This window comes from Cupriavidus sp. D384, from assembly GCF_001652915.1.
GTDB lineage: Bacteria > Pseudomonadota > Gammaproteobacteria > Burkholderiales > Burkholderiaceae > Cupriavidus.
The window spans coordinates 1-19,450 of sequence record NZ_BBQI01000017.1 but is presented as its reverse complement, the minus strand read 5'-3'; the positions used below and the strand labels follow the sequence as shown (position 1 = coordinate 19,450).

Genomic DNA, 19,450 nt, shown 5'->3' with positions numbered 1-19,450 from the left:
GCCACCATGCCGACCCCCGCATCGAACAAGGCAGCCAACAAGGCTGCAGGGAAATCCGCAGCCCAGGCCATCGCGCCATGGATCGTGCCGGTGCTGCTGATCGTGGCCTGGCAGGCCGCGTCGCAACTGGGCTGGCTGTCGAACCGGGTGTTGCCCGCGCCGCTGGCCGTGGTGGAGGCGGCGTGGTCGCTGGCCGTCTCCGGCGAGCTGTGGCGCCACGTCTGGGTCAGCACCTGGCGGGCGCTGATCGGCCTGGCCGTGGGCGGCGGGCTGGGGCTGGCGCTGGGCCTGCTGACCGGCACGTTCCGCACGGCGGCCACGCTGCTCGACAGCACGCTGCAGATGGTGCGCAACATCCCCACGCTGGCGCTGATCCCGCTGGTGATCCTGTGGTTCGGCATCGACGAGACGGCCAAGCTGTTCCTGGTGGCGCTGGGGGTGTTCTTCCCGGTGTACCTGAACACGTACCACGGCATCCGCGCGGTGGACCCGGGCCTGGTCGAGATGGCGCGCAGCTATGGCCTGTCGGGCTGGCGCCTGTATCGCGAGGTGATCCTGCCCGGCGCGTTGCCGAACATCCTGGTGGGCGTGCGTTTTTCGCTGGGCCTGATGTGGGTGATCCTGATCGTGGCCGAGACCATTTCGGCGCAGTCGGGCATTGGCTATATGACGATGAATGCGCGCGAATTCCTGCAGACCGACGTGGTGCTGGTCGGCATCCTGCTCTATGCGCTGCTGGGCAAGCTGGCCGATGTGCTGTCACGCGCGCTGGAGCGGTTCTGGCTGCGCTGGCATCCGGGCTACCAGACCAACTGACAAGGAGATCTCCTCATGCAAACGCTATTTCCTGTTGAGCAGGCCGCGCTGGCCTGGGCCGAGCGCGATCTGGCCCGGCGTGACCTGGCACGGCGCGAGGCGGCTGCCGAAGATCGACAGGCGCCGGCCGCCGGTGGCATCGCGCTGCGCGTGCAGCAGGTGGTCAAGCGCTACAACGGCCGCGAGGTGCTGCACGGCATCGACCTCGACGTGACGCCGGGCGAGTTCGTCGCCATCGTCGGGCGCAGCGGCTGCGGCAAGAGCACGCTGCTGCGGCTGGTGGCGGGGCTGGAGCCAACCGACGAGGGTGCCGTGCTGCTCGACCATCAGCAGGAGCGGCAGCTTGATCGCCAGCAAAGCCGAACCTTGCAGGACAGTATCCGCGTGATGTTCCAGGATGCACGGCTGTTGCCTTGGAAGCGTGTACTCGACAACGTCGCGCTGGGACTGCCGCGCGAGCGCCGCGCCGACGCGGCCGCCGTGCTGGCGCAGGTGGGGCTTGCCGAGCGGGCCGACGAATGGCCGGCGCGCCTGTCGGGCGGCCAGCGCCAGCGCGTGGCCCTGGCACGTGCGCTGGTTCACCATCCGCGCCTGCTGCTGCTGGACGAGCCGCTGGGCGCGCTCGATGCGCTGACCCGCATCGACATGCAGGCGCTGATCGAATCGCTGTGGCGCCGGCTCGGTTTCACCGCGCTACTCGTCACACACGATGTGTCGGAGGCCATTGCGCTGGCCGACCGCGTGGTGCTGATCGAGGACGGCCGCATCGCGCTGGACCAGCGCGTGGCGCTTGAGCGTCCGCGCCAGCGTGGATCGGCGGCGTTTGCGCAACTCGAAGACACCGTCCTGCGCCGCGTGATGCGGCAGGCATCGACAGTGTCTGCACCATCAACGAATCTTCACGCATGGCCCGCCGAGGAGCTTCTATCATGAGCAATCAGGCGAACCGCGCGTACCGACATGGACATCACCATGACCAACGCTTCCGCACTTGAACGCTACCTTGAAACGCTCCCGCGCGAGCCCGTGCCCGGCCGCGAGCTGTGGCGCGACGCGCGCGGCCAGGTGCAGGGCCAGTATTTCAACTGCTCGCTGACCAGCGCGTTCGAACCCCTGGTGACCCTGGCCGACCGCGTGGTGGTGGCCCACGAGGGCTCCATCCGCACCTATGCCGACGATGGCGTGGGGCTGGCCGCCTGGAAGCTGTTCGCGATGGCCGCCGACGATGCGTCGCTGGTGTCGCTGGATCGCCTGTCGCGGCTGGTGCATGCGATGAACTACTTCGCCGCGCATGGCGAGCAAAAGCTCGTGCTCAACGTGCATAACCGCCTGCTGGCCGCCGTGGCCGACGACCACGGCGCCGCGTTCCGGCGCGCGCTGGAATCGCTGGGCCTGCCTGTCGACCGTTTCGTGATCCAGGTGCCTGCCAGCGCCAATGACGACCTGCCGCTGCTGCTGCACGTGGTGGGCAACTATCGCCGTAACGGGTTTGCCGTCAGCCTGCAGGCGTCGGACCCGGCCGAGGCTGGCGCGCTGATGGCGCATGCGCTGCCCGACTGGCTCAAGCTGGACATGCGCCGCCTCTGGACCGACCGCCAGCTCGCCGGCCTGCGCGCCAGTGCCGAGGGCGCCGGCGTCACCCTGATCGGCCGTCGGCTGCAGAACGACGAAGCCGTGGAGCGGCTGCAGAACGCGGGCATCGCGCTGGGGCAGGGCGAGGCGGTGGCCGGTGGCCCGGTACCGGCACGGCAATTGCGTGAACCGCTGCAGGCCGGCAGTGCTTCGTAGGCGGCATCGATCCGGCATCGCGAGCGGCAGTACCGGCAAGGCAACCAAACGTAATACCCAAGGCAGTTCCTATAAGACTTGAACAACGAAGCAGAGAAGGAGAGCGTATGGCGGCATCGACTCTATCGGGTGGTGTCGCGCGGCTGGAAGTGCCGCGCGGCCTGCAGATCCTGACCGTTCCGGGCCTGCATGGCAGCGGCCCCGCGCACTGGCAGAGCCGTTGGGAAGGACTGTATCCGGACTGGCAGCGCATCGAGCAGCACGACTGGGGACGCCCCAGCCTGCCGCTGTGGGCCGAGCGGGTCTCGGAAGGGGTGTCGCGCGCCTTGCGAGTCGCATCGCGCGGCGCGGTGCTGGTGGCGCACAGTTTTGGCTGCCTCGCCACGCTGCGCCAGGCGTCGCTGGACCCGGTGGGCATTGCCGGTGCGCTGCTGGTGGCGCCGGCCGATCCGGACAAGTTCGGTGTGGGTGCCTTGCTGCCCACCTGGCGCCTGCCGTTCCCGACCGTGCTGGTGGCGAGTACCAACGATCCGTGGATGTCGCAGCGTACCGCGTTCAGCTGGGGCACGCTCTGGGGCAGCGAACTGGTCGATGCCGGTGCGCTTGGTCATATCAATGCCGATTCCCGGCTCGACGAATGGCCAGCCGGGCAGGCCTTGCTTGCCACTTTGCTGCAGCGGATCGACTCCAAGGGACGTATCCTGCATCTGGGGGACGGTTCCGACTCCTGGGAAGCCTCAGCGGATGTCGCGCAGACATCGCCTTATATCTAAATCGTCTAAGAAAATTCGGAAAGATTCGTTCTGTTTATAAGGACGCATCTGCAAAATTTGTCTCGTACGCCGGCGCCTTATGCGCCGGTTTCATAAGACGAGACACGCATGCCTTCCTCGATTTCCCTGGCGGACGCGCCCCCGCCGACGGCCCCGGCCGCGCCCCTGCGCGCGGCGCCGGCCCAGCGCTTTACCGTGTTGCCGGGCTTCGGGCTGTCGCTTGGCTTCACCATCTTCTACCTGACGCTGATCGTCCTGATCCCGCTGTCGGCGGTATTCCTGAAGACCTTCACGCTGACCTGGGACGGTTTCTGGACCACGGTGAGCAACCCGCGCGTGGTGGCGTCGCTGGAACTGAGCTTTGGCGCGTCGTTGATCGCGGCCATCGTCAACACGGCGTTCGGCCTGATCGTGGCCTGGGTGCTGGTGCGCTATCGGTTCTTCGGCAAGCGCTTTATCGATGCGCTGGTGGACCTGCCGTTCGCGCTGCCTACCGCCGTGGCCGGCATTGCACTGACCGCGCTGTTTGCCGGGAACGGCTGGATCGGCCGCTGGCTGGAGCCGCATGGCATCAAGGTGGCGTTCACGCCGCTGGGTGTGGTGGTGGCGCTGACCTTTATCGGCCTGCCGTTCGTGGTGCGCACGGTGCAGCCGGTGCTGGAAGACGTGGAGCGCGAACTGGAGGAAGCGGCGGCCAGCCTGGGCGCGTCGCGTCTGCAGACGTTCGGGCGCGTGATCCTGCCGGCCATCCTGCCGGCGCTGCTCACCGGCTTTGCGCTGTCGTTCGCACGCGCCACCGGCGAGTACGGATCGGTGGTCTTTATCTCCGGCAACATGCCGATGGTGTCCGAGATTGCCCCGCTGATGATCTATTCGAAGCTGGAGCAGTACGACTATGCCGGCGCCACGGCGGTGGCCGTGGTGATGCTGGTGATCTCGTTCGTGCTGCTGCTGCTGATCAACCTGCTGCAGGCCTGGACGCGCCGCCACCAGACTGGTGCCCGCGCAGCCGCGCTGCCTGACGGCAACCCGGAGGCGAACTGACATGGCCGGCGCTGTATCCCGACTGGGCGGCACGGCTGCCGCCCACCATCCGCACGACGCCACGGGCGAATCGCCGTGGGTGCGCTATACGCTGATTACCGTGGCGGTGCTGTTCCTGGCGCTGTTCCTGTTCGTGCCGCTGGCTTCGGTGTTCTACGAGGCGCTGCGCAAGGGCGTGGACACCTACCTGGCCGCGCTGATCGAGCCCGATGCCGTGGAGGCCATCAAGCTCACGCTGACCGTGGCGGCCATTGCCGTGCCGCTTAACGTGGTGTTCGGCGTGGCGGCGGCCTGGGCCATCGCCAAGTTCGATTTCCGGGGCAAGAACCTGCTGATCACGCTGATCGACCTGCCGTTCTCGGTGTCGCCCGTGATCTCGGGCCTGATCTACGTGCTGATGTTCGGCGCGCAGGGCTGGTTCGGCCCCTGGCTCGAAGCGCACGACATCAAGATCATGTTCGCGGTGCCGGGCATCGTGCTGGCAACGATCTTCGTGACCTTTCCGTTCGTGGCGCGCGAGCTGATCCCGCTGATGCAGTCGCAGGGCAGCGAAGAGGAAGAGGCGGCCATCGTGCTGGGCGCCTCGGGCTGGCAGACGTTCTGGCACGTGACGCTGCCGAACATCCGCTGGGGGCTGCTGTACGGCGTGATCCTGTGCAACGCACGGGCGATGGGCGAGTTTGGCGCCGTGTCGGTGGTGTCGGGCCATATCCGCGGCCTGACCAACACCATGCCGCTGCACGTGGAAATTCTCTACAACGAATACAACTTCGCGGCCGCGTTCGCGGTGGCGTCCCTGCTGACGCTGCTGGCGCTGGTCACACTCGGAATCAAGACGCTGGTGGAAGTGCGCGCCAGCCGTGAACATGCATCGGAAGGGCAGCCATCATGAGCATTCAGGTCAGGAACGTGCAGAAACGCTTTGGCGACTTCGTGGCGCTCAACGACGTCTCGCTGGACTTTGCCGAAGGGGAACTGACGGCGCTGCTGGGCCCGTCCGGCTGCGGCAAGACCACGCTGCTGCGCATCATCGCCGGCCTGGAACGCGCCGATGCGGGCCAGGTGGTGCTGGCCGGACAGGACGCCTCGTCGCAGCACGTGCGCCAGCGCAACGTGGGTTTCGTGTTCCAGCACTACGCGCTGTTCAAGCACATGACCGTGTTCGAGAACGTGGCCTTCGGCCTGCGCGTGAAGCCGCGCGCCGAGCGTCCGTCCGAGGCGAAGATCCGCGAGAAGGTGAAATCGCTGCTGGAGCTGGTGCAGCTGGACTGGCTGGGCGACCGCTACCCGGCGCAGCTGTCGGGCGGCCAGCGCCAGCGTATCGCGCTGGCCCGCGCGCTGGCCGTGGAGCCACGCGTGCTGCTGCTCGACGAGCCCTTCGGCGCGCTCGATGCCAAGGTGCGCAAGGAACTGCGCCGCTGGCTGCGCCGCCTGCATGACGAACTGCACGTGACCAGCGTGTTCGTGACGCACGATCAGGAAGAGGCGCTCGAAGTGGCCGACCAGGTGGTGCTGATGAACCGCGGCAGCGTGGAGCAGTTCGGCACGCCCGAAGCGGTCTACAACCATCCGGCCACGCCGTTCGTGTTCGGCTTCCTGGGTAACGTGAACCTGTTCCACGGCCGCCTGGAAGTGGGCGACAGCGGCGGCCTGCTGCACACGGGCGAGGCCGTGCTGCCCGTGGTGGGCAGCGGCCACGAGACGGCCGGCGACGCGGTGGCCTATGTGCGTCCGCACGACCTGGAACTGGAGCGCTACGCGCCGGGCACCGACGGCATCGCCGTGACGCTGCGCCGCGCGCTGACGCTGGGCCCGGTGGCCCAGCTGGAACTGGAGCGCGAGGACAACCAGGACGTGATCGAGGTGGCGCTGCCGCTGGAACGCTTCCGGCACCAGGGCTTCCGCGAGGGCGAGCTGCTGGCGGTGCGTCCGCGCCAGCTGCGCGTCTTCAACCGCAACCAGACAACAACACAGGAACAAGGGGCGGCACGATGAACTTCCAGCAACTGCGATCGATTCGGGAGGCGGTGCGCCGCCAGTTCAACCTGACTGAGGTAGCCAACGCGCTGTACACGTCGCAGCCGGGCGTGTCGCGCCAGATCCGCGAGCTTGAAGAAGAGCTTGGCGTGGAGATCTTCGAGCGCTACGGCAAGCGCCTGACCGGCCTGACCGAACCGGGCCGCGAGATCGTGCGCATCGTCGAACGGCTGCTGCTCGAAGCCGAGAACCTGCGCCAGGCCGGCGACGAATTCGCCGGCCGCCATACGGGCCGCCTGACCGTGGCCACCACCCACACCCAGGCGCGCTACGCGCTGCCCAAGGTGGTGCAGAGCTTCCGGCGCGAATATCCGCACGTGACGCTGGCGCTGCAGGAAGCGTCGCCGTCGCATATCGTGGAACTGCTGCTGACGGGGCAGGCCGATATCGGCATCGCCACCGAAGCCGTCGCCAGCGAGGCGGGGCTGACATCGTTCGAAGCCTACAGCTGGCAGCACGTGATCGTGGTGTCGCCGGAACATCCGCTGACGCGCCTGCCCGAGCCCACGCTCGAAGACCTGAGCAATTTCCCGATCATCACCTACGACGCGGGCTTCACCGGGCGCCGCAAGATCGACGGCGCGTTTGCCGCGGCCGGGCTGCAGCCGGAAATCGTGCTGACCGCCATGGATGCCGACGTGATCAAGACCTATGCCGAGCTGGAGCTGGGCGTGGGCATCATCGCGTCGATGGCCTACGACTCGCGCAAGGACGCCGGCCTGACGCAGATTTCGGCCGATCACCTGTTCGAGCCGAACACCACCAGCGTGGCCGTGCGGCGCGGCGCCTACCTGCGTGGCTACGCCCATGCGTTCATCAACATGTTCGCGCCCCACCTGTCGCGCGACACGGTGTCCACCGCGATGGCCGAGGCCACCAGTCGGCTGGCAGTGGCGGCCTGAGACCGCCCCCGCAGCCGGTAATCCGCTTGCGCCCATGCACCGCCAGGCGGCCCGTCCCGCGCCTGCCTGGCGGCCACGCGCCGTCAAACGCGCGTACGACCCACCGGTCGAATCCCTGAACCTCTCGCGCCGTCTGCCGCCAGTTCGTCGCACGGCGCTTTTCTCCCGTCGCGCTCCGGCGTAAAGTGCCCTTCATCGCAGTGCCCGGAACACGCCGAATGCCCGGGCCACTGGCTTTGCTGCAGTGCATCACAGATTTGCACGCGGTTTGTGGAGCAGAAGGAGGGAGAGAAATATGCGCATGTCATGCGCGGTGCCGTCACGGCTCAATATTCTTGCGCGAGACCTGCTGTTCGTGCTCTGCATGAACACCGTCATCGCGGTCAGCCTCAACTATGGCTTCCAGACCGGCGGCACGCTGGTGCAGAACTTTGTCTACAGCCAGCTGATCGGCCTGTCGATCTGGGTGTTGATCGACGTGCCGCGCGTGCTGATCTGGTGGAACGACCGCCCGCGCCGCTGGCCGTTCATGTGCCTGGCCGTGGTGGCCGTGCCGATGGGCGTGGTGCTGGGCAGCTGGGCCACGCGCGAACTGCTGCAACTTCCCGTCAAGTCCGCCGCCGCCACGGGCGACATGCTGCGCATGTGCCTGATCGTCGGCATGCTGGCATCGGCCAGCATGATCTATTTCTACTGGTCGCGCGAAAAGCTGGCCTATCTGGAACGCCAGGCGGCACTGGACGCGCTGCAGCGCGAGGAAGCCGAGAAGCAGTTGGTGCGCGCCCAGCTGATGGCGCTGCAGGCCCAGATCGAGCCGCACTTCCTGTTCAATTCTCTGGCCAACCTTGACGGCCTGATTGCCACCGATCCGCGTGCCGCGCGCCAGTTGCTGCAGCGGCTGATCGGCTTCCTGCGCATGTCGCTGTCGCACACGCGCGCCGAGCATTGCACGCTGGCGCAGGAATTCGAACTGCTGCGCAGCTATCTCGACATCCAGGGCATGCGCTTCGGCGCCCGGCTCGACTACGAGGTGGACCTGCCGCCAGCGCTGGCCGATGCCGAGATTCCGCCCATGCTGATCCAGCCGCTGGTGGAGAACGCCGTCACGCACGGCATCGAACCGTGCATGCGCGGCGGCAAGATCATGCTGTCTGCGCGCCAGGCCGACGACGGCAGCCTGCAGGTGCTGATCACCGATACCGGCGTGGGCTTCTGCCAGAGCAGCAAGGGGGGCTCCGGCCTGGGGCTGACCCATGTGCGCGAGCGGCTGGCCCGCATTTTTGGCGCGGCGGCCACGATGCAGATGGAAGAGAACGCGCCGCGCGGGGTGGTGGTGCGGCTGACGCTGCCGCTTACGCGCAGCAGCGAGCCCACCTTTGTGCCGATGCGTGCTGCACCGGATGCGCGCCCCGCGGCGCCCGCCACCGTGGCACCGGCCATCTCCCGGACCTGATGCGCCTTGCCCGGCTGCGATGACGTCCGGGTGAAGCCCCCGAAACCATTTCCGTCCCTGACCTTTGTCCTGCATGCCCCCGACCCTGCTGATCGCCGACGACGAGGCGCTGCTCGCCCGCGTGCTCGAAGCCGAACTGAAAGCCCTGTGGCCCGAAGCCACGATTGCATCCGTGGTGCATGACGGCATGGCCGCGCTGGAGGCCGCGCGCACGCACCAGCCAGACGTGGCGTTCCTGGATATCCGCATGCCCGGCATGAGCGGCATGGACGTGGCGCGCGAGCTGATCGAATTCGACCGTCCGCCGCTGGTTGTGTTTGTCACCGCCTACGACCAGTTTGCGCTGGAAGCCTTCGAACGCGCGGCCGTGGACTACGTGCTCAAGCCCGTGCAGCACGAACGCCTGGAGGCCACGGTAGGGCGCCTGAAGGCCCGCCTGAGCGCCAAGGCGGCAGAGTCTGCCGAGGGCGATGCCGGCGCAGACAGCGATGAAGCCGCCACCGACATCGGCACCATGGTCGACACCGACCGGCTGGCACAACTGCTGCAGCGGCTGGAGTCGCTGGAGCAGCCGGCAGCCGCCCCGCGCGGCCACTACCTGCGCTTTATCAAGGCGCTGGTCGGGCAGGAGGTGCGCATCATCCCGGTCGATGAAGTGGTGTATCTCGAAGCCACCGACAAGTATGTGAACGTGGTGTCCACCAGCGGCGAGGCGCTGATCCGCACCAGCCTGCGCGAACTGACCCAGCAGCTGGACCCCGACCGCTTCTGGCAGATCCATCGCGGCACGGTGGTCAATATCGACTGCGTGGCCAGCGCCGTGAACCAGTCGCTGGGCCGCCTGTCGCTGAAGCTGCGCGACCGGCCCGAGTCGCTGCCGGTTGCCAGGCAGTACGCGCACCTGTTCAAGCAGATGTAGGGGCGGCCGAGGCTGGTATCGGGGCGGGATGCACCATGGCGGGGAAACGCGCCAGCCGTGGTTCCATCGCCGCGCGGCTTCCTCTACCATGGGCTTTTCCGTCAGCAAAGGATTGCGCCATGCAGCGTGTGTTTGTCTACGGCACCCTTCGTGCCGGCGAGGTCAACGATCTGAACCAGGCCGCCGTGCGGCATGGCATCGGCGCGGCAACGCTGGTCGGCACGGCCAGCATTGCAGGGCGCCTCTATGACTTCGGCACCTATCCGGGCCTGGTGCTCGATGCATCGGCCGCGCCGGTGCTGGGCGACGTGTACGACATTCCCGATGCATTGCTGCCGGTGCTGGACGAGATCGAGGAGGTCTATCCGGGGCAGGCCACGCTGTTTATCCGCGAGACCCGGCCCGTAATGCTGAACGGCGCGCCCACGGATTGCCTGCTTTACCCGGTGGCCGATGCTGCCGTTGCCGGCCTGGCCCGCATCGACGGCGGCGACTGGGTGGCCCATCGCCAGGCCCGCGATACTGCCGCGGCTGCCTGAGGTGGCCCCGGACCACCAGGACGAAACACTTCAAACGCCGTCACGCGGCACGTGACGGCGTTAGCATGGCTGGCGACGACATCCCACACTGTCAACGCACCGTGCCCGCCCATGACCCTGCCGCCGCCTGACCGCTCCGCAAGCTCTCTCCCCGGTGCTCCGCTCCGATTCCATATCCAGTCCGGCCGCGTCCGCCTGACCGCCTCGGCCTGGGGCGATCCCGCGCATCCCGTGGTGGTGCTGGTGCATGGCTATCCCGACAACAGCGAGGTATGGCACGGCGTGGCACAGGCGCTGGCGGCACGGTTCCACGTCATCGCCTACGACGTGCGCGGGGCTGGGCAGTCCGATGCGCCGCCCGACGTGGCCGACTATCGCCTGGAACGGCTGGCCGACGATTTCATTGCCGTGCTCGACGCCGTGTCGGCGGATCGGCCGGTGCATCTGGTGGGCCACGACTGGGGATCGATACAGGGCTGGGAATTCGTGACCGATCCGCGCCTGTATGGCCGTATCGCGTCGTTCACGTCGTGTTCGGGGCCGTGCCTGGACCACGCGGCCAGTGCGTTGCGCGCCGGCGGGCGCCGCAGCCTGAAGCAATGGGGCGCTACGTTGCGGCAGGCGCTGGCGTCCTGGTACATCGTGTTCTTTCATATTCCGTTGCTGCCCGAATGGAACTGGAAGCTCTGGCTCGGACGCGGCTGGCCCTTCTGGCTGCGCCGCACCGAAGGGCTGCACGTGCCGTCCAGTCCCACCCAGACGGCCGACGGCATCCACGGGCTGCGGCTGTATCGCGCCAATATCCGCGCGCGGCTGCAGGCGCCGCGCGAGCGCCAGGCCCATGCGCCGGTGCAGATCATCGTCCCCACGCGCGACCGCTACGTGCGTCCGGCCGTGACCGAAGACCTGGGCCGCTGGGTGCCCCGGTTGTGGCGCCGACGGGTCGAGGCGCACCACTGGCTGCCGCTGTCGCATCCGCGGCGCATGGCGGCCATGGTGTGCGAGTTTGTCGATCATCTCGATGGTGCGCCCGCGTCACCCGCGCTGGAGGCGGCCCGTGTCGACCCGGAGGCTGCCAAAATTTCATGATGCGGAATGATGTTTTGGTCCGCAAAAATGGCATGCCCATACCGGCACCGGCATTTCTCATCATGAAAGATTTCATGCCGTATCGTGGAAAGCTGAAGGTAACGCTTTGATTTTTATCAAATAAAAAACTGTGTCCTCGTTACGGTCGACGCTTGTTGCAACGCGGGAAGTTTCCCTACACTCTTATATAAGACACATGACTTGAGGCGCCGGCGGCACAGGCGGCCAGCGTCCCCCGGCAGGCAGCAGACGGGGAGCAGTCACCGATTTCCATGCCATCTCGAAATCGTTACAGGAGAGTGAACATGACGACCCGCCAACAACAGATCGACGCCCTTCAAAAGGACTGGGATACCAACCCGCGCTGGAAGGGCGTGCAACGTCATTACACGGCCGAGGATGTGGTCAAGCTGCGGGGTTCGGTCCAGATCGAGCACACGCTGGCTCGCCGCGGTGCCGAAAAGCTCTGGCACCTGCTGAACACCGAGCCGTTCGTCAATACGCTGGGCGCGCTGACCGGGAACCAGGCCATGCAGCAGGTCAAGGCCGGCCTGAAGGCCATCTACCTGTCGGGCTGGCAAGTGGCCGGCGACGCCAACCTGGCCGGCGAAATGTACCCGGACCAGTCGCTGTACCCGGCCAACTCGGTGCCGATGGTCGTCAAACGCATCAACAACACGTTCCAGCGCGCCGACCAGATCCAGTGGAGCGAAGGCAAGGGCGACACCGACTTCTTCGCGCCGATCGTGGCTGACGCAGAAGCCGGTTTCGGCGGCGTGCTGAACGCGTTCGAACTGATGAAGTCGATGATCGAGGCGGGCGCCGCCGGCGTTCACTTCGAAGACCAGCTCGCCTCGGTGAAGAAGTGCGGCCACATGGGCGGCAAGGTGCTGGTGCCGACCCGCGAGGCCGTGGCCAAGCTGACTGCAGCGCGCCTGGCCGCCGACGTGTCGGGTGTGCCGACGCTGGTGATCGCCCGAACCGATGCCGAAGCCGCCGACCTGGTGACCTCGGACGTGGACGAGCGCGACCAGCCGTTCCTGACCGGCGAGCGCACCGTGGAAGGCTTCTTCCGTTCGAAGGCCGGCATCGACCAGTCGATCGCCCGCGCGCTGGCCTACGCCGAAGTGGCCGACCTGGTGTGGTGCGAAACCGGCAAGCCGGACCTGGAATTCGCGAAGAAGTTTGCCGAGGCGGTGCATGCCAGGTTCCCGGGCAAGCTGCTGGCCTACAACTGCTCGCCCTCGTTCAACTGGAAGAAGAACCTCGACGACGCCACCATCGCCAAGTTCCAGCGCGAACTGGGCGCCATGGGCTACAAGTTCCAGTTCATCACGCTGGCGGGCTTCCACTCGCTGAACTACTCGATGTTCAACCTGGCCTATGGCTACGCCCGCAACCAGATGTCGGCCTTCGTGGAGTTGCAGGAAGCCGAGTTTGCCGCTGCCGAGAAGGGCTTCACCGCCGTCAAGCACCAGCGCGAAGTGGGCACCGGGTATTTCGACGCCGTGACGCAGACCATCGAAGGCGGCCAGTCGTCGACGACCGCGCTCAAGGGATCGACCGAAGACGAACAGTTCTTCGACAAGAAGGTGGCCTGAGCCTTCTGAACGGAAAGGGGATTCGGGGACGGCGCGCGACCATCGCGCCGTCAGTTTGGCTCCGCGCCGCAAGACCTGCGGCGCGGCTTTTTTGCAGGACAGCAGCGTTCAAGGGCGCTAACAAAACGAAGCGCAGCGGTTCTGGCCAAAGCGCGCGGCCGCAGACAGTAGTGGATCGGCCAAGGCCGCGCGACGCCAGAATCGTTTTGCTAGTGCCTACCTGTAAACAATGACTGGAATATCCGTATGTGTGAGCACCTTCTGCGTCTCGCTGCCGAGCAGCAGGCCTGACAGCCCGCGCCGGCCGTGCGAGGCCATGAAGATGACATCGCAGCCGTGGCGCTCCGCGGCGTCGATGATGCCCAGGTAGGGCACCGCGAAGGTGGTCATGTCGGCGTCGAAGGGCAGGCCGGCAGCCACGGCGGCGCTTTCGATTTCCTTCAGGTACAGCCGGGCCTGGTTCTCGATGCGTTCCTTGAACGCCTGCGGGGCCTCGACCACGATCTCGCTGAAGGGCGTATAGGGATATTCCTCGAGACAGACGTAGGCGGTGACGCGGGCATTGATGACCTTGGCCAGTTCCAGGCCGCCGTCTATGGCCTTCTTGGACAGCTCCGAACCGTCGGTGGGCAGCAGGATGTGCTTGAACATACCGGGACCTCCTTTCACGAGTGGGAACGGGTGCAGGCCAGCGGGGCGCCTGTCTGAATCGATTGTAGTCAGTGTGCAGTGTTCGTCATTGTGAAATATCAAGATTCTGCGATTGACAGCGAACGGACGGTGTCAGGCGACGACAGCGTGGACTTCGGCGGCGGCATTGCTGGGCGCCTGTTCGGCGCGGCGCCAGTAGGCCGGGTTGCCATAGGTGTTCTTGAGATGGTCGATAAACAGCCGGACGCGCAGGGGCAGGTGCTTGCGCTGGGGAAAGACGGCGTGGATGCCGATGGGCGGCGCCTGGAATTCGTCGAGCACGGTCACCAGCCGGCCGCTGACGATTTCCTGGCCGACCTCCCACCAGGAACGCCAGGCCAGGCCGTGGCCCTGCAGGCACCAGGCATGGAGTACGGCACCGTCGGTGCATTCCATGTTGCCACCCACCTTGACGGTGACGGCGCGGCCATCCTGCTGGAAGACCCAGCCGCGCTGCACGTTGGCACTGGCGCCGAAGTGCAGGCAATTGTGGCGTGCCAGGTCTTCAGGCAGGGCAGGGGTGCCGGCGCGCGCCAGGTATTCGGGCGACGCCACGACCACGCGGCGGTTTTCGGCCAGGCGGATCGATACCAGGCTCGAATCGGGCAGGTCGCCCAGGCGGATGGCGCAGTCGAAGCCTTCGTTGACCAGGTCGACCACGCGGTCGGACAGGTCGAGCGTGAGCGTGACGTCGGGGTGGGATTCGATGAACAGCGGCACCAGCGGCGCCACGTGCTTGCGGCCAAAGCCGGCCGGCGCGGTGATGCGCAGGTGGCCGCTGGCCTTGACCCCGCCAGCGGAGACGCTGGCTTCGGCATTGTGGAGATCGTTGAGGATGCGCTGGCAGTCTTCCAGGAACGCGGAGCCTTCGAACGTCAGCGTGATCTTGCGGGTGGTGCGCACCAGCAGTTTCACGCCGAGCCGTTCTTCCAGGGCGTCGATGCGGCGGCCGATGATGGCCGGCGCCACGCCTTCGGCGGCTGCGGCAGCGGAGAGGCTGCCACGTGACGCCACCGATACAAAAGTCTCCAGTTGCTTGAAGTGGTCCACGAATGTTAGCTCGGTTGTACACGAGTCTTGATGGGGATGGCAAAGATTAGTAGTGCAAAAGTAAAAGATCAAGTGACAGCGAGCCTATTTGCCGCACTGCAGCGCATCACTAGAATTCCATGCATTCAATCGTGTACAGGTCCATTCAGTCCCTGGCGTTTTGAGAGATGAACAAAATCCGCGCGGTAGTTTTCGATGCTTACGGCACGCTGTTCGACGTGTATTCGGTCACGGCGCGCGCCGAGCAACTGTTTCCGGGCAAGGGCGAGGCACTGGCCCTGCTCTGGCGCGAGCGCCAGATCGACTACACCCGGCTGCGTTCGCTGGCCGCGCCGGACGGCGCGCGCTACAAGCCGTTCTGGGACATCACGATCGATGCACTGCGCTATGCCGCCGACCGTCTCGAACTGAAGCTCGATGACACCGCGCAGGCGCAGTTGCTCAAGGAATACGCGTGCCTGTCGGCGTTCCCCGAGAACCTGGCGGCACTCAAGCGGCTGAAGCGCGCCAGCCTGCCGCTGGGCATCCTGTCCAACGGCAACCCGGAAATGCTTGATATCGCGGTCAAGAGCGCCGGCATGCACGGGCTGTTCGACCATGTGCTGTCGGTCGATGCCGTGAAGCAGTACAAGACCGCGCCGGCCGCCTACGCGCTGGGCCCCAAGGCCTTCGACGTGCCGGCCGGCGAGATCCTGTTTGTCTCGTCGAACTGCTGGGATGCCTGTGGCGCCACGTGGTTTGGCTACACCACCTACTGGATCAACCGTGCCGGCCATCCGGCGGAGCGCCTGGACGTGGCGCCCACCGGCACCGGGCACGACATGAACGACCTGCTTGCCTTCGTTGCCGCCTCGGGCGCAACGGTCTGACAGGCAGGCCCCCCTTAATACACCATCGCACCTACAGGAGAAGACTGATGGCTATCACGCTGCCCGCGGGCATGAAGATTACCGGCGAGATCCTGCCGGCCTACGAAGACATCCTCACGCCGGAAGCCCTGGCCCTGGTCGACAAGCTGCACCGCGCCTTCGAGCCGCGCCGCCAGGAACTGCTGGCCGCACGCGTGGAACGCGCCAAGCGCCTGGACGCCGGCGAGATCCCCGATTTCCTGCCGGAAACGAAGAACGTGCGCGAAGGCGACTGGAAGGTTGCCCCGGTGCCCAAGGCTCTGGAATGCCGCCGCGTGGAAATCACCGGCCCGGTCGAAGCCAAGATGGTGATCAACGCCTTCAACTCGGGCGCTGACAGCTACATGACCGACTTCGAGGACTCCAACACCCCGAACTGGCACAACCAGATGCAGGGTCAGGTGAACCTGAAGGCCGCCGTGCGCCGCACGCTGACGCTGGACAGCAACGGCAAGCACTACAAGCTCAACGACAAGATCGCCACGCTGCAGGTGCGTCCGCGCGGCTGGCACCTGGACGAAAAGCACGTCACGATCGACGGCAAGCGCGTCTCGGGCGGCATCTTCGACTTCGCGCTGTTCCTGTTCCACAATGCCCGCGAACAGATCGCCCGCGGCGACGGCCCGTTCTTCTACCTGCCGAAGATGGAAAGCCATCTGGAAGCGCGCCTGTGGAACGACGTCTTCGTGATGGCCCAGAAGGAAGTTGGCCTGGCGCAAGGCACGGTCAAGGCCACGGTGCTGATCGAGACGATCCTGGCCGCATTCGAAATGGAAGAAATCCTGTACGAACTGCGCGACCACAGCGCTGGCCTGAACGCCGGCCGCTGGGACTACATCTTCTCGTGCATCAAGAAGTTCAAGGTGGACAAGAACTTCTGCCTGGCCGACCGCGCCAAGGTGACGATGACCGCGCCGTTCATGCGTTCGTACGCGCTGCTGCTGCTGAAGACCTGCCACAAGCGCGGTGCGCCCGCCATCGGCGGCATGAGCGCGCTGATCCCGATCAAGAACGATCCGGAAAAGAACGCCATCGCCATGGAAGGCATCATCAGCGACAAGCGTCGTGACGCCACCGACGGCTACGACGGCGGCTGGGTGGCCCACCCGGGCCTGGTCGAGCCGGCAATGAAGGAATTCGTGGCCGTGCTGGGCGACAAGCCGAACCAGTTCGAGAAGCAGCGCATGGACGTGGAAGTAAAGGGCGCCGACCTGCTGAACTTCCAGCCGGAAACGCCGATCACCGAACACGGCCTGCGCATGAACATCAACGTCGGCATCCATTACCTGGGTGCCTGGCTGGCCGGCAACGGCTGCGTGCCGATCCACAACCTGATGGAAGACGCCGCCACGGCCGAGATCTCGCGTTCGCAGGTCTGGCAGTGGATCCGCTCGCCGAAGGGCAAGCTCGAGGACGGCCGCAAGGTCACCGCCGAGCTGGTGCGCGCGCTGATTCCGGAAGAACTGGCCAAGGTCAAGGAAGTGGCGGGCACGGGCCCGACCTATGACCGCGCCGCAAAGATCTTCGAGGAAATGTCGACGTCGGAAGACTTCGCCGAATTCCTGACGCTGCCGCTGTACGAGGAAGTCTGAAGTCAGCCCTGGTGATGGCGGTTTCGCCAGAAAGCCAACAGAAAAACCCCACGGTGCGAGCCGTGGGGTTTTTTGTTGGGCGGTGAGGGCGCCGGGCAATGGCGGCGGCCATGCCGGCGGATGCGCTATCGGCGGGGTGTTACCGGCGGGACGCTATTTTCGGGGTCCGATTGCCGGTTGGGCCATCTATGGCGCGCTCCCGGCCCCGTATCCCTGGCCCTTCCACTCGATAAAACACAGGCCATGCCCGAACGGGTCCGACAGCATCGCCTGGCGGCCCCAGTCGAATTCCCGTGGCCAGTCCTCGATTTCCGCGCCGGCGCTGAGCGCCCGCTCGATGGCTGGTTCCAGCGATTCGACCACGAAGTCCAGATGCACCGGGGTCCAGTGCCGGACATAGTCGCGCCGGGTATCGGCCCGTGTGGTCGCCACGGTGCCGGGCGCCTTGGCCAGCAGGTACACGGGCGCGCAGGCGCCGTGCAGTTCGGCCACCGTGCCGTCGAACAGCCTGCGGTTGAGCCGCAATCCCAATCCTGCCTCATAGAAGCCGATGCCGCGTTCGAGGTCATCGACGTCGATGTTGATCAACAACTCCATGCCTGCCTCCTGAGCGTTCTCCCGATGCGCGGCGCCGGGCAGCCGCTCCTGACGACTCCTGACGCTTGCTTGAAACCGGGCGAGCATTGTGCGCCCGGGCTCCTGACACCAGCTGTCAGGAGTGATGCGCAGGCCGCCACCCCGGACTGGTGGTCCTGGGGGCGGACAGCGGCGCGCGGGAAGCCCCATAATACGGAAATCTACGATCTGGAGATTCAAGTTGCGCTTCGAACACCTGGTGGAAATCAATGACCCAGGCAATCCCACGCTGGAGCCGCTGACGCCGGACCAGCTTTGGCAGGGCCTTGTACTGCGGGCGGAATCGCCGGAACTGTTCATGCTCGGGCTGGATAGCGCCGAGATCGTCGGGCGGGGAGATGGCTGGATCGAACGCGTGCTGCATTTCGGCAAGGCCAGCGTGAGCGACCGCGTGGCCTACGAACCGCGCCGCGCCGTACGGTATGAGTCGGCCCCCACCGCCGAACATGCGGGCGGCACGCTGGAGATGATTATCGAGACCCCGGCGCCTGGCGCACTGCTGGTCCGCTTCATCTACCAGACCACCATGCCCAACGTGGACGCGAGCGGCGACAACCGCTACGCCGAGATCGTCAAGTCGGCCTATCACGAGGCCGACCTCGACACGGTTCGCAAGATCCGGGAAATCGCCGCGACAGGACGGCTCGGGTGAGCCGCCCATCCACTGCGCCGGCAAGTACCGGCAGCGGGGATGCCCATGGAGGAGGCGCTGGCGGATCGCAGGCACCCGGGGAGCCAGGCGAGCCGGACCCGTCGGCGGGCCGCCGTGGTGGCCCCACGCGTGCCGATCTGCGCGCCCGCTACGGCGACCGCCTGCGCTGGCTGATCCTTGTCACGCTGATGCTGGGCACGATGTCGTCGATCGTGTCGTCGACCATCGTCAATGTCGCCATTCCCGACCTGAGCCGCCACTTTGACCTGGGCCAGGAGCGTGCCCAATGGGTGGCCGCCAGCTTCATGATCGCCATGACGCTGTCGATGCTGCTGACCCCGTGGCTGCTCAACCGCTACGGCCTGCGCCGCACCTTCATCGGCACGCTGGTGCTGCTGGGCGGGGGCGGGCTGATCGGCGGCTTCTCTCCCACGTTCGGCGTCATGCTGGCCATGCGCGTGGCCGAAGGCATTGCCGCCGGCATCATGCAGCCGCTGCCCAATATCTTCATCCTGCGCGTCTTCGATGAACGCGAGCAGGGCAAGGCGTTGTCGCTGTTCGGGTTTGGCGTGGTGCTGGCGCCGGCCATCGGCCCCAGCGTGGGCGGCTTCCTGGTGGAGCTGTTCGGCTGGCGCTCCATCTTCTTCGTGGTGGTGCCGCTGACGCTGGCCGGCCTGTGGATGGCGCGGCGCTACATGGCCGTGGACTCGGCGATGATGGGCGAGCGCAAGCCGCTGGACTGGCGCGGCCTGGCCCTGGTGGGCGTTGCCACGGTGAGCCTGCTCAACGGACTGGTGGAAATGCGCACCAGCGCTGGCGAAGGCCTCGGGCTGGCCGTGTTCGGCGTGTTGATGCTGGCGGCCTTTGTTGCCTGGCAGCTGCGCGCGCCAGATCCGCTGATGAACATGCGGCTGTACAGCTACCGCCAGTTCTCGGCCGGTGCCGTGGTGGCCTTTATCTA

The 19,450-nt window shown here is 66.2% G+C and carries 20 protein-coding genes; 17 read left to right on the top strand and 3 right to left on the bottom strand.

What is annotated here, in order from left to right; all coding sequences use genetic code 11:
• The first annotated feature begins 6 nt into the window (after window positions 1–6).
• The 13 genes from ssuC (at window position 7) to aceA (ending at window position 12,961) form a co-directional block, all read left to right on the top strand.
• Window positions 7–816 carry an aliphatic sulfonate ABC transporter permease SsuC gene (ssuC, locus tag A9J21_RS07505; RefSeq protein ID WP_066733454.1) on the top strand — a complete coding sequence of 270 codons (810 nt, stop codon included), beginning with the start codon at window positions 7–9 and terminating at the stop codon, window positions 814–816.
• A 15-nt stretch (window positions 817–831) separates the two neighbouring features.
• Window positions 832–1,749 (top strand): ATP-binding cassette domain-containing protein, encoded by a 918-nt coding sequence (locus A9J21_RS07500; RefSeq protein WP_066733453.1) that lies wholly within the window; start codon window positions 832–834, stop codon window positions 1,747–1,749.
• 39 nt (window positions 1,750–1,788) lie between these two features.
• Window positions 1,789–2,604, top strand: coding sequence for an EAL domain-containing protein (locus A9J21_RS07495; RefSeq protein WP_066733861.1), 816 nt, complete (start codon window positions 1,789–1,791; stop codon window positions 2,602–2,604).
• A gap of 107 nt (window positions 2,605–2,711) precedes the next feature.
• Complete coding sequence (locus tag A9J21_RS07490) at window positions 2,712–3,377, top strand: alpha/beta hydrolase (protein ID WP_066733449.1); 666 nt, start codon at window positions 2,712–2,714, stop codon at window positions 3,375–3,377.
• A gap of 108 nt (window positions 3,378–3,485) precedes the next feature.
• Window positions 3,486–4,421 (top strand): sulfate ABC transporter permease subunit CysT, encoded by a 936-nt coding sequence (cysT, locus tag A9J21_RS07485; protein WP_066733447.1) that lies wholly within the window; start codon window positions 3,486–3,488, stop codon window positions 4,419–4,421.
• A 1-nt stretch (window position 4,422) separates the two neighbouring features.
• Window positions 4,423–5,313, top strand: a complete 891-nt coding sequence (cysW, locus tag A9J21_RS07480) for a sulfate ABC transporter permease subunit CysW (protein ID WP_066733445.1) — start codon at window positions 4,423–4,425, stop codon at window positions 5,311–5,313.
• Window positions 5,310–6,416: a sulfate/molybdate ABC transporter ATP-binding protein gene (locus tag A9J21_RS07475; RefSeq protein ID WP_066733444.1), complete on the top strand. Its 1,107-nt coding sequence runs from the start codon at window positions 5,310–5,312 to the stop codon at window positions 6,414–6,416. The genes cysW and A9J21_RS07475 overlap by 4 nt, the downstream gene beginning before the upstream one ends.
• On the top strand, window positions 6,413–7,360 hold the full coding sequence (locus A9J21_RS07470) for a CysB family HTH-type transcriptional regulator (protein WP_066733443.1): 948 nt from the start codon (window positions 6,413–6,415) through the stop codon (window positions 7,358–7,360). Before A9J21_RS07475 ends, A9J21_RS07470 begins: the two co-directional genes overlap by 4 nt.
• Before the next feature lie 295 nt (window positions 7,361–7,655).
• Window positions 7,656–8,813, top strand: a complete 1,158-nt coding sequence (locus tag A9J21_RS07465) for a sensor histidine kinase (protein ID WP_066733442.1) — start codon at window positions 7,656–7,658, stop codon at window positions 8,811–8,813.
• Between the two features lie 73 nt (window positions 8,814–8,886).
• On the top strand, window positions 8,887–9,732 hold the full coding sequence (locus A9J21_RS07460; RefSeq protein WP_066733440.1) for a LytTR family DNA-binding domain-containing protein: 846 nt from the start codon (window positions 8,887–8,889) through the stop codon (window positions 9,730–9,732).
• 119 nt (window positions 9,733–9,851) lie between these two features.
• Window positions 9,852–10,271 (top strand): gamma-glutamylcyclotransferase, encoded by a 420-nt coding sequence (locus A9J21_RS07455; RefSeq protein WP_066733438.1) that lies wholly within the window; start codon window positions 9,852–9,854, stop codon window positions 10,269–10,271.
• Between the two features lie 111 nt (window positions 10,272–10,382).
• Window positions 10,383–11,360 carry an alpha/beta fold hydrolase gene (locus A9J21_RS07450; protein WP_066733436.1) on the top strand — a complete coding sequence of 326 codons (978 nt, stop codon included), beginning with the start codon at window positions 10,383–10,385 and terminating at the stop codon, window positions 11,358–11,360.
• 305 nt (window positions 11,361–11,665) lie between these two features.
• A complete protein-coding gene (aceA, locus tag A9J21_RS07445; RefSeq protein WP_066733434.1) occupies window positions 11,666–12,961 on the top strand; it encodes an isocitrate lyase in 1,296 nt (431 codons plus the stop codon).
• 216 nt (window positions 12,962–13,177) lie between these two features.
• Here aceA and A9J21_RS07440 read toward each other — a convergent pair whose 3' ends face one another.
• Both A9J21_RS07440 and A9J21_RS07435 read right to left on the bottom strand, forming a co-directional pair.
• Window positions 13,178–13,612, bottom strand: coding sequence for a universal stress protein (locus tag A9J21_RS07440; protein ID WP_066733433.1), 435 nt, complete (start codon window positions 13,610–13,612; stop codon window positions 13,178–13,180).
• A gap of 132 nt (window positions 13,613–13,744) precedes the next feature.
• Window positions 13,745–14,701 (bottom strand): substrate binding domain-containing protein, encoded by a 957-nt coding sequence (locus A9J21_RS07435; protein ID WP_066733432.1) that lies wholly within the window; start codon window positions 14,699–14,701, stop codon window positions 13,745–13,747.
• Window positions 14,702–14,868: 167 nt separating this feature from the next.
• Here A9J21_RS07435 and A9J21_RS07430 point away from each other — a divergent pair, with 167 nt between their 5' ends.
• On the top strand, window positions 14,869–15,570 hold the full coding sequence (locus A9J21_RS07430) for a haloacid dehalogenase type II (RefSeq protein ID WP_066733431.1): 702 nt from the start codon (window positions 14,869–14,871) through the stop codon (window positions 15,568–15,570).
• Between the two features lie 47 nt (window positions 15,571–15,617).
• Window positions 15,618–17,201, top strand: coding sequence for a malate synthase A (gene aceB, locus A9J21_RS07425; protein WP_066733429.1), 1,584 nt, complete (start codon window positions 15,618–15,620; stop codon window positions 17,199–17,201).
• 186 nt (window positions 17,202–17,387) lie between these two features.
• Here the strand turns inward: aceB and A9J21_RS07420 are convergent, their stop codons facing one another.
• Window positions 17,388–17,798: a VOC family protein gene (locus tag A9J21_RS07420; protein ID WP_066733426.1), complete on the bottom strand. Its 411-nt coding sequence runs from the start codon at window positions 17,796–17,798 to the stop codon at window positions 17,388–17,390.
• A gap of 220 nt (window positions 17,799–18,018) precedes the next feature.
• Here A9J21_RS07420 and A9J21_RS07415 point away from each other — a divergent pair, with 220 nt between their 5' ends.
• Both A9J21_RS07415 and A9J21_RS07410 read left to right on the top strand, forming a co-directional pair.
• Window positions 18,019–18,489, top strand: a complete 471-nt coding sequence (locus A9J21_RS07415) for an SRPBCC family protein (protein ID WP_066733424.1) — start codon at window positions 18,019–18,021, stop codon at window positions 18,487–18,489.
• A 137-nt stretch (window positions 18,490–18,626) separates the two neighbouring features.
• Window positions 18,627–19,450: MFS transporter (locus A9J21_RS07410; protein WP_231906854.1), on the top strand; the 824-nt coding region annotated here is incomplete at its 3' end.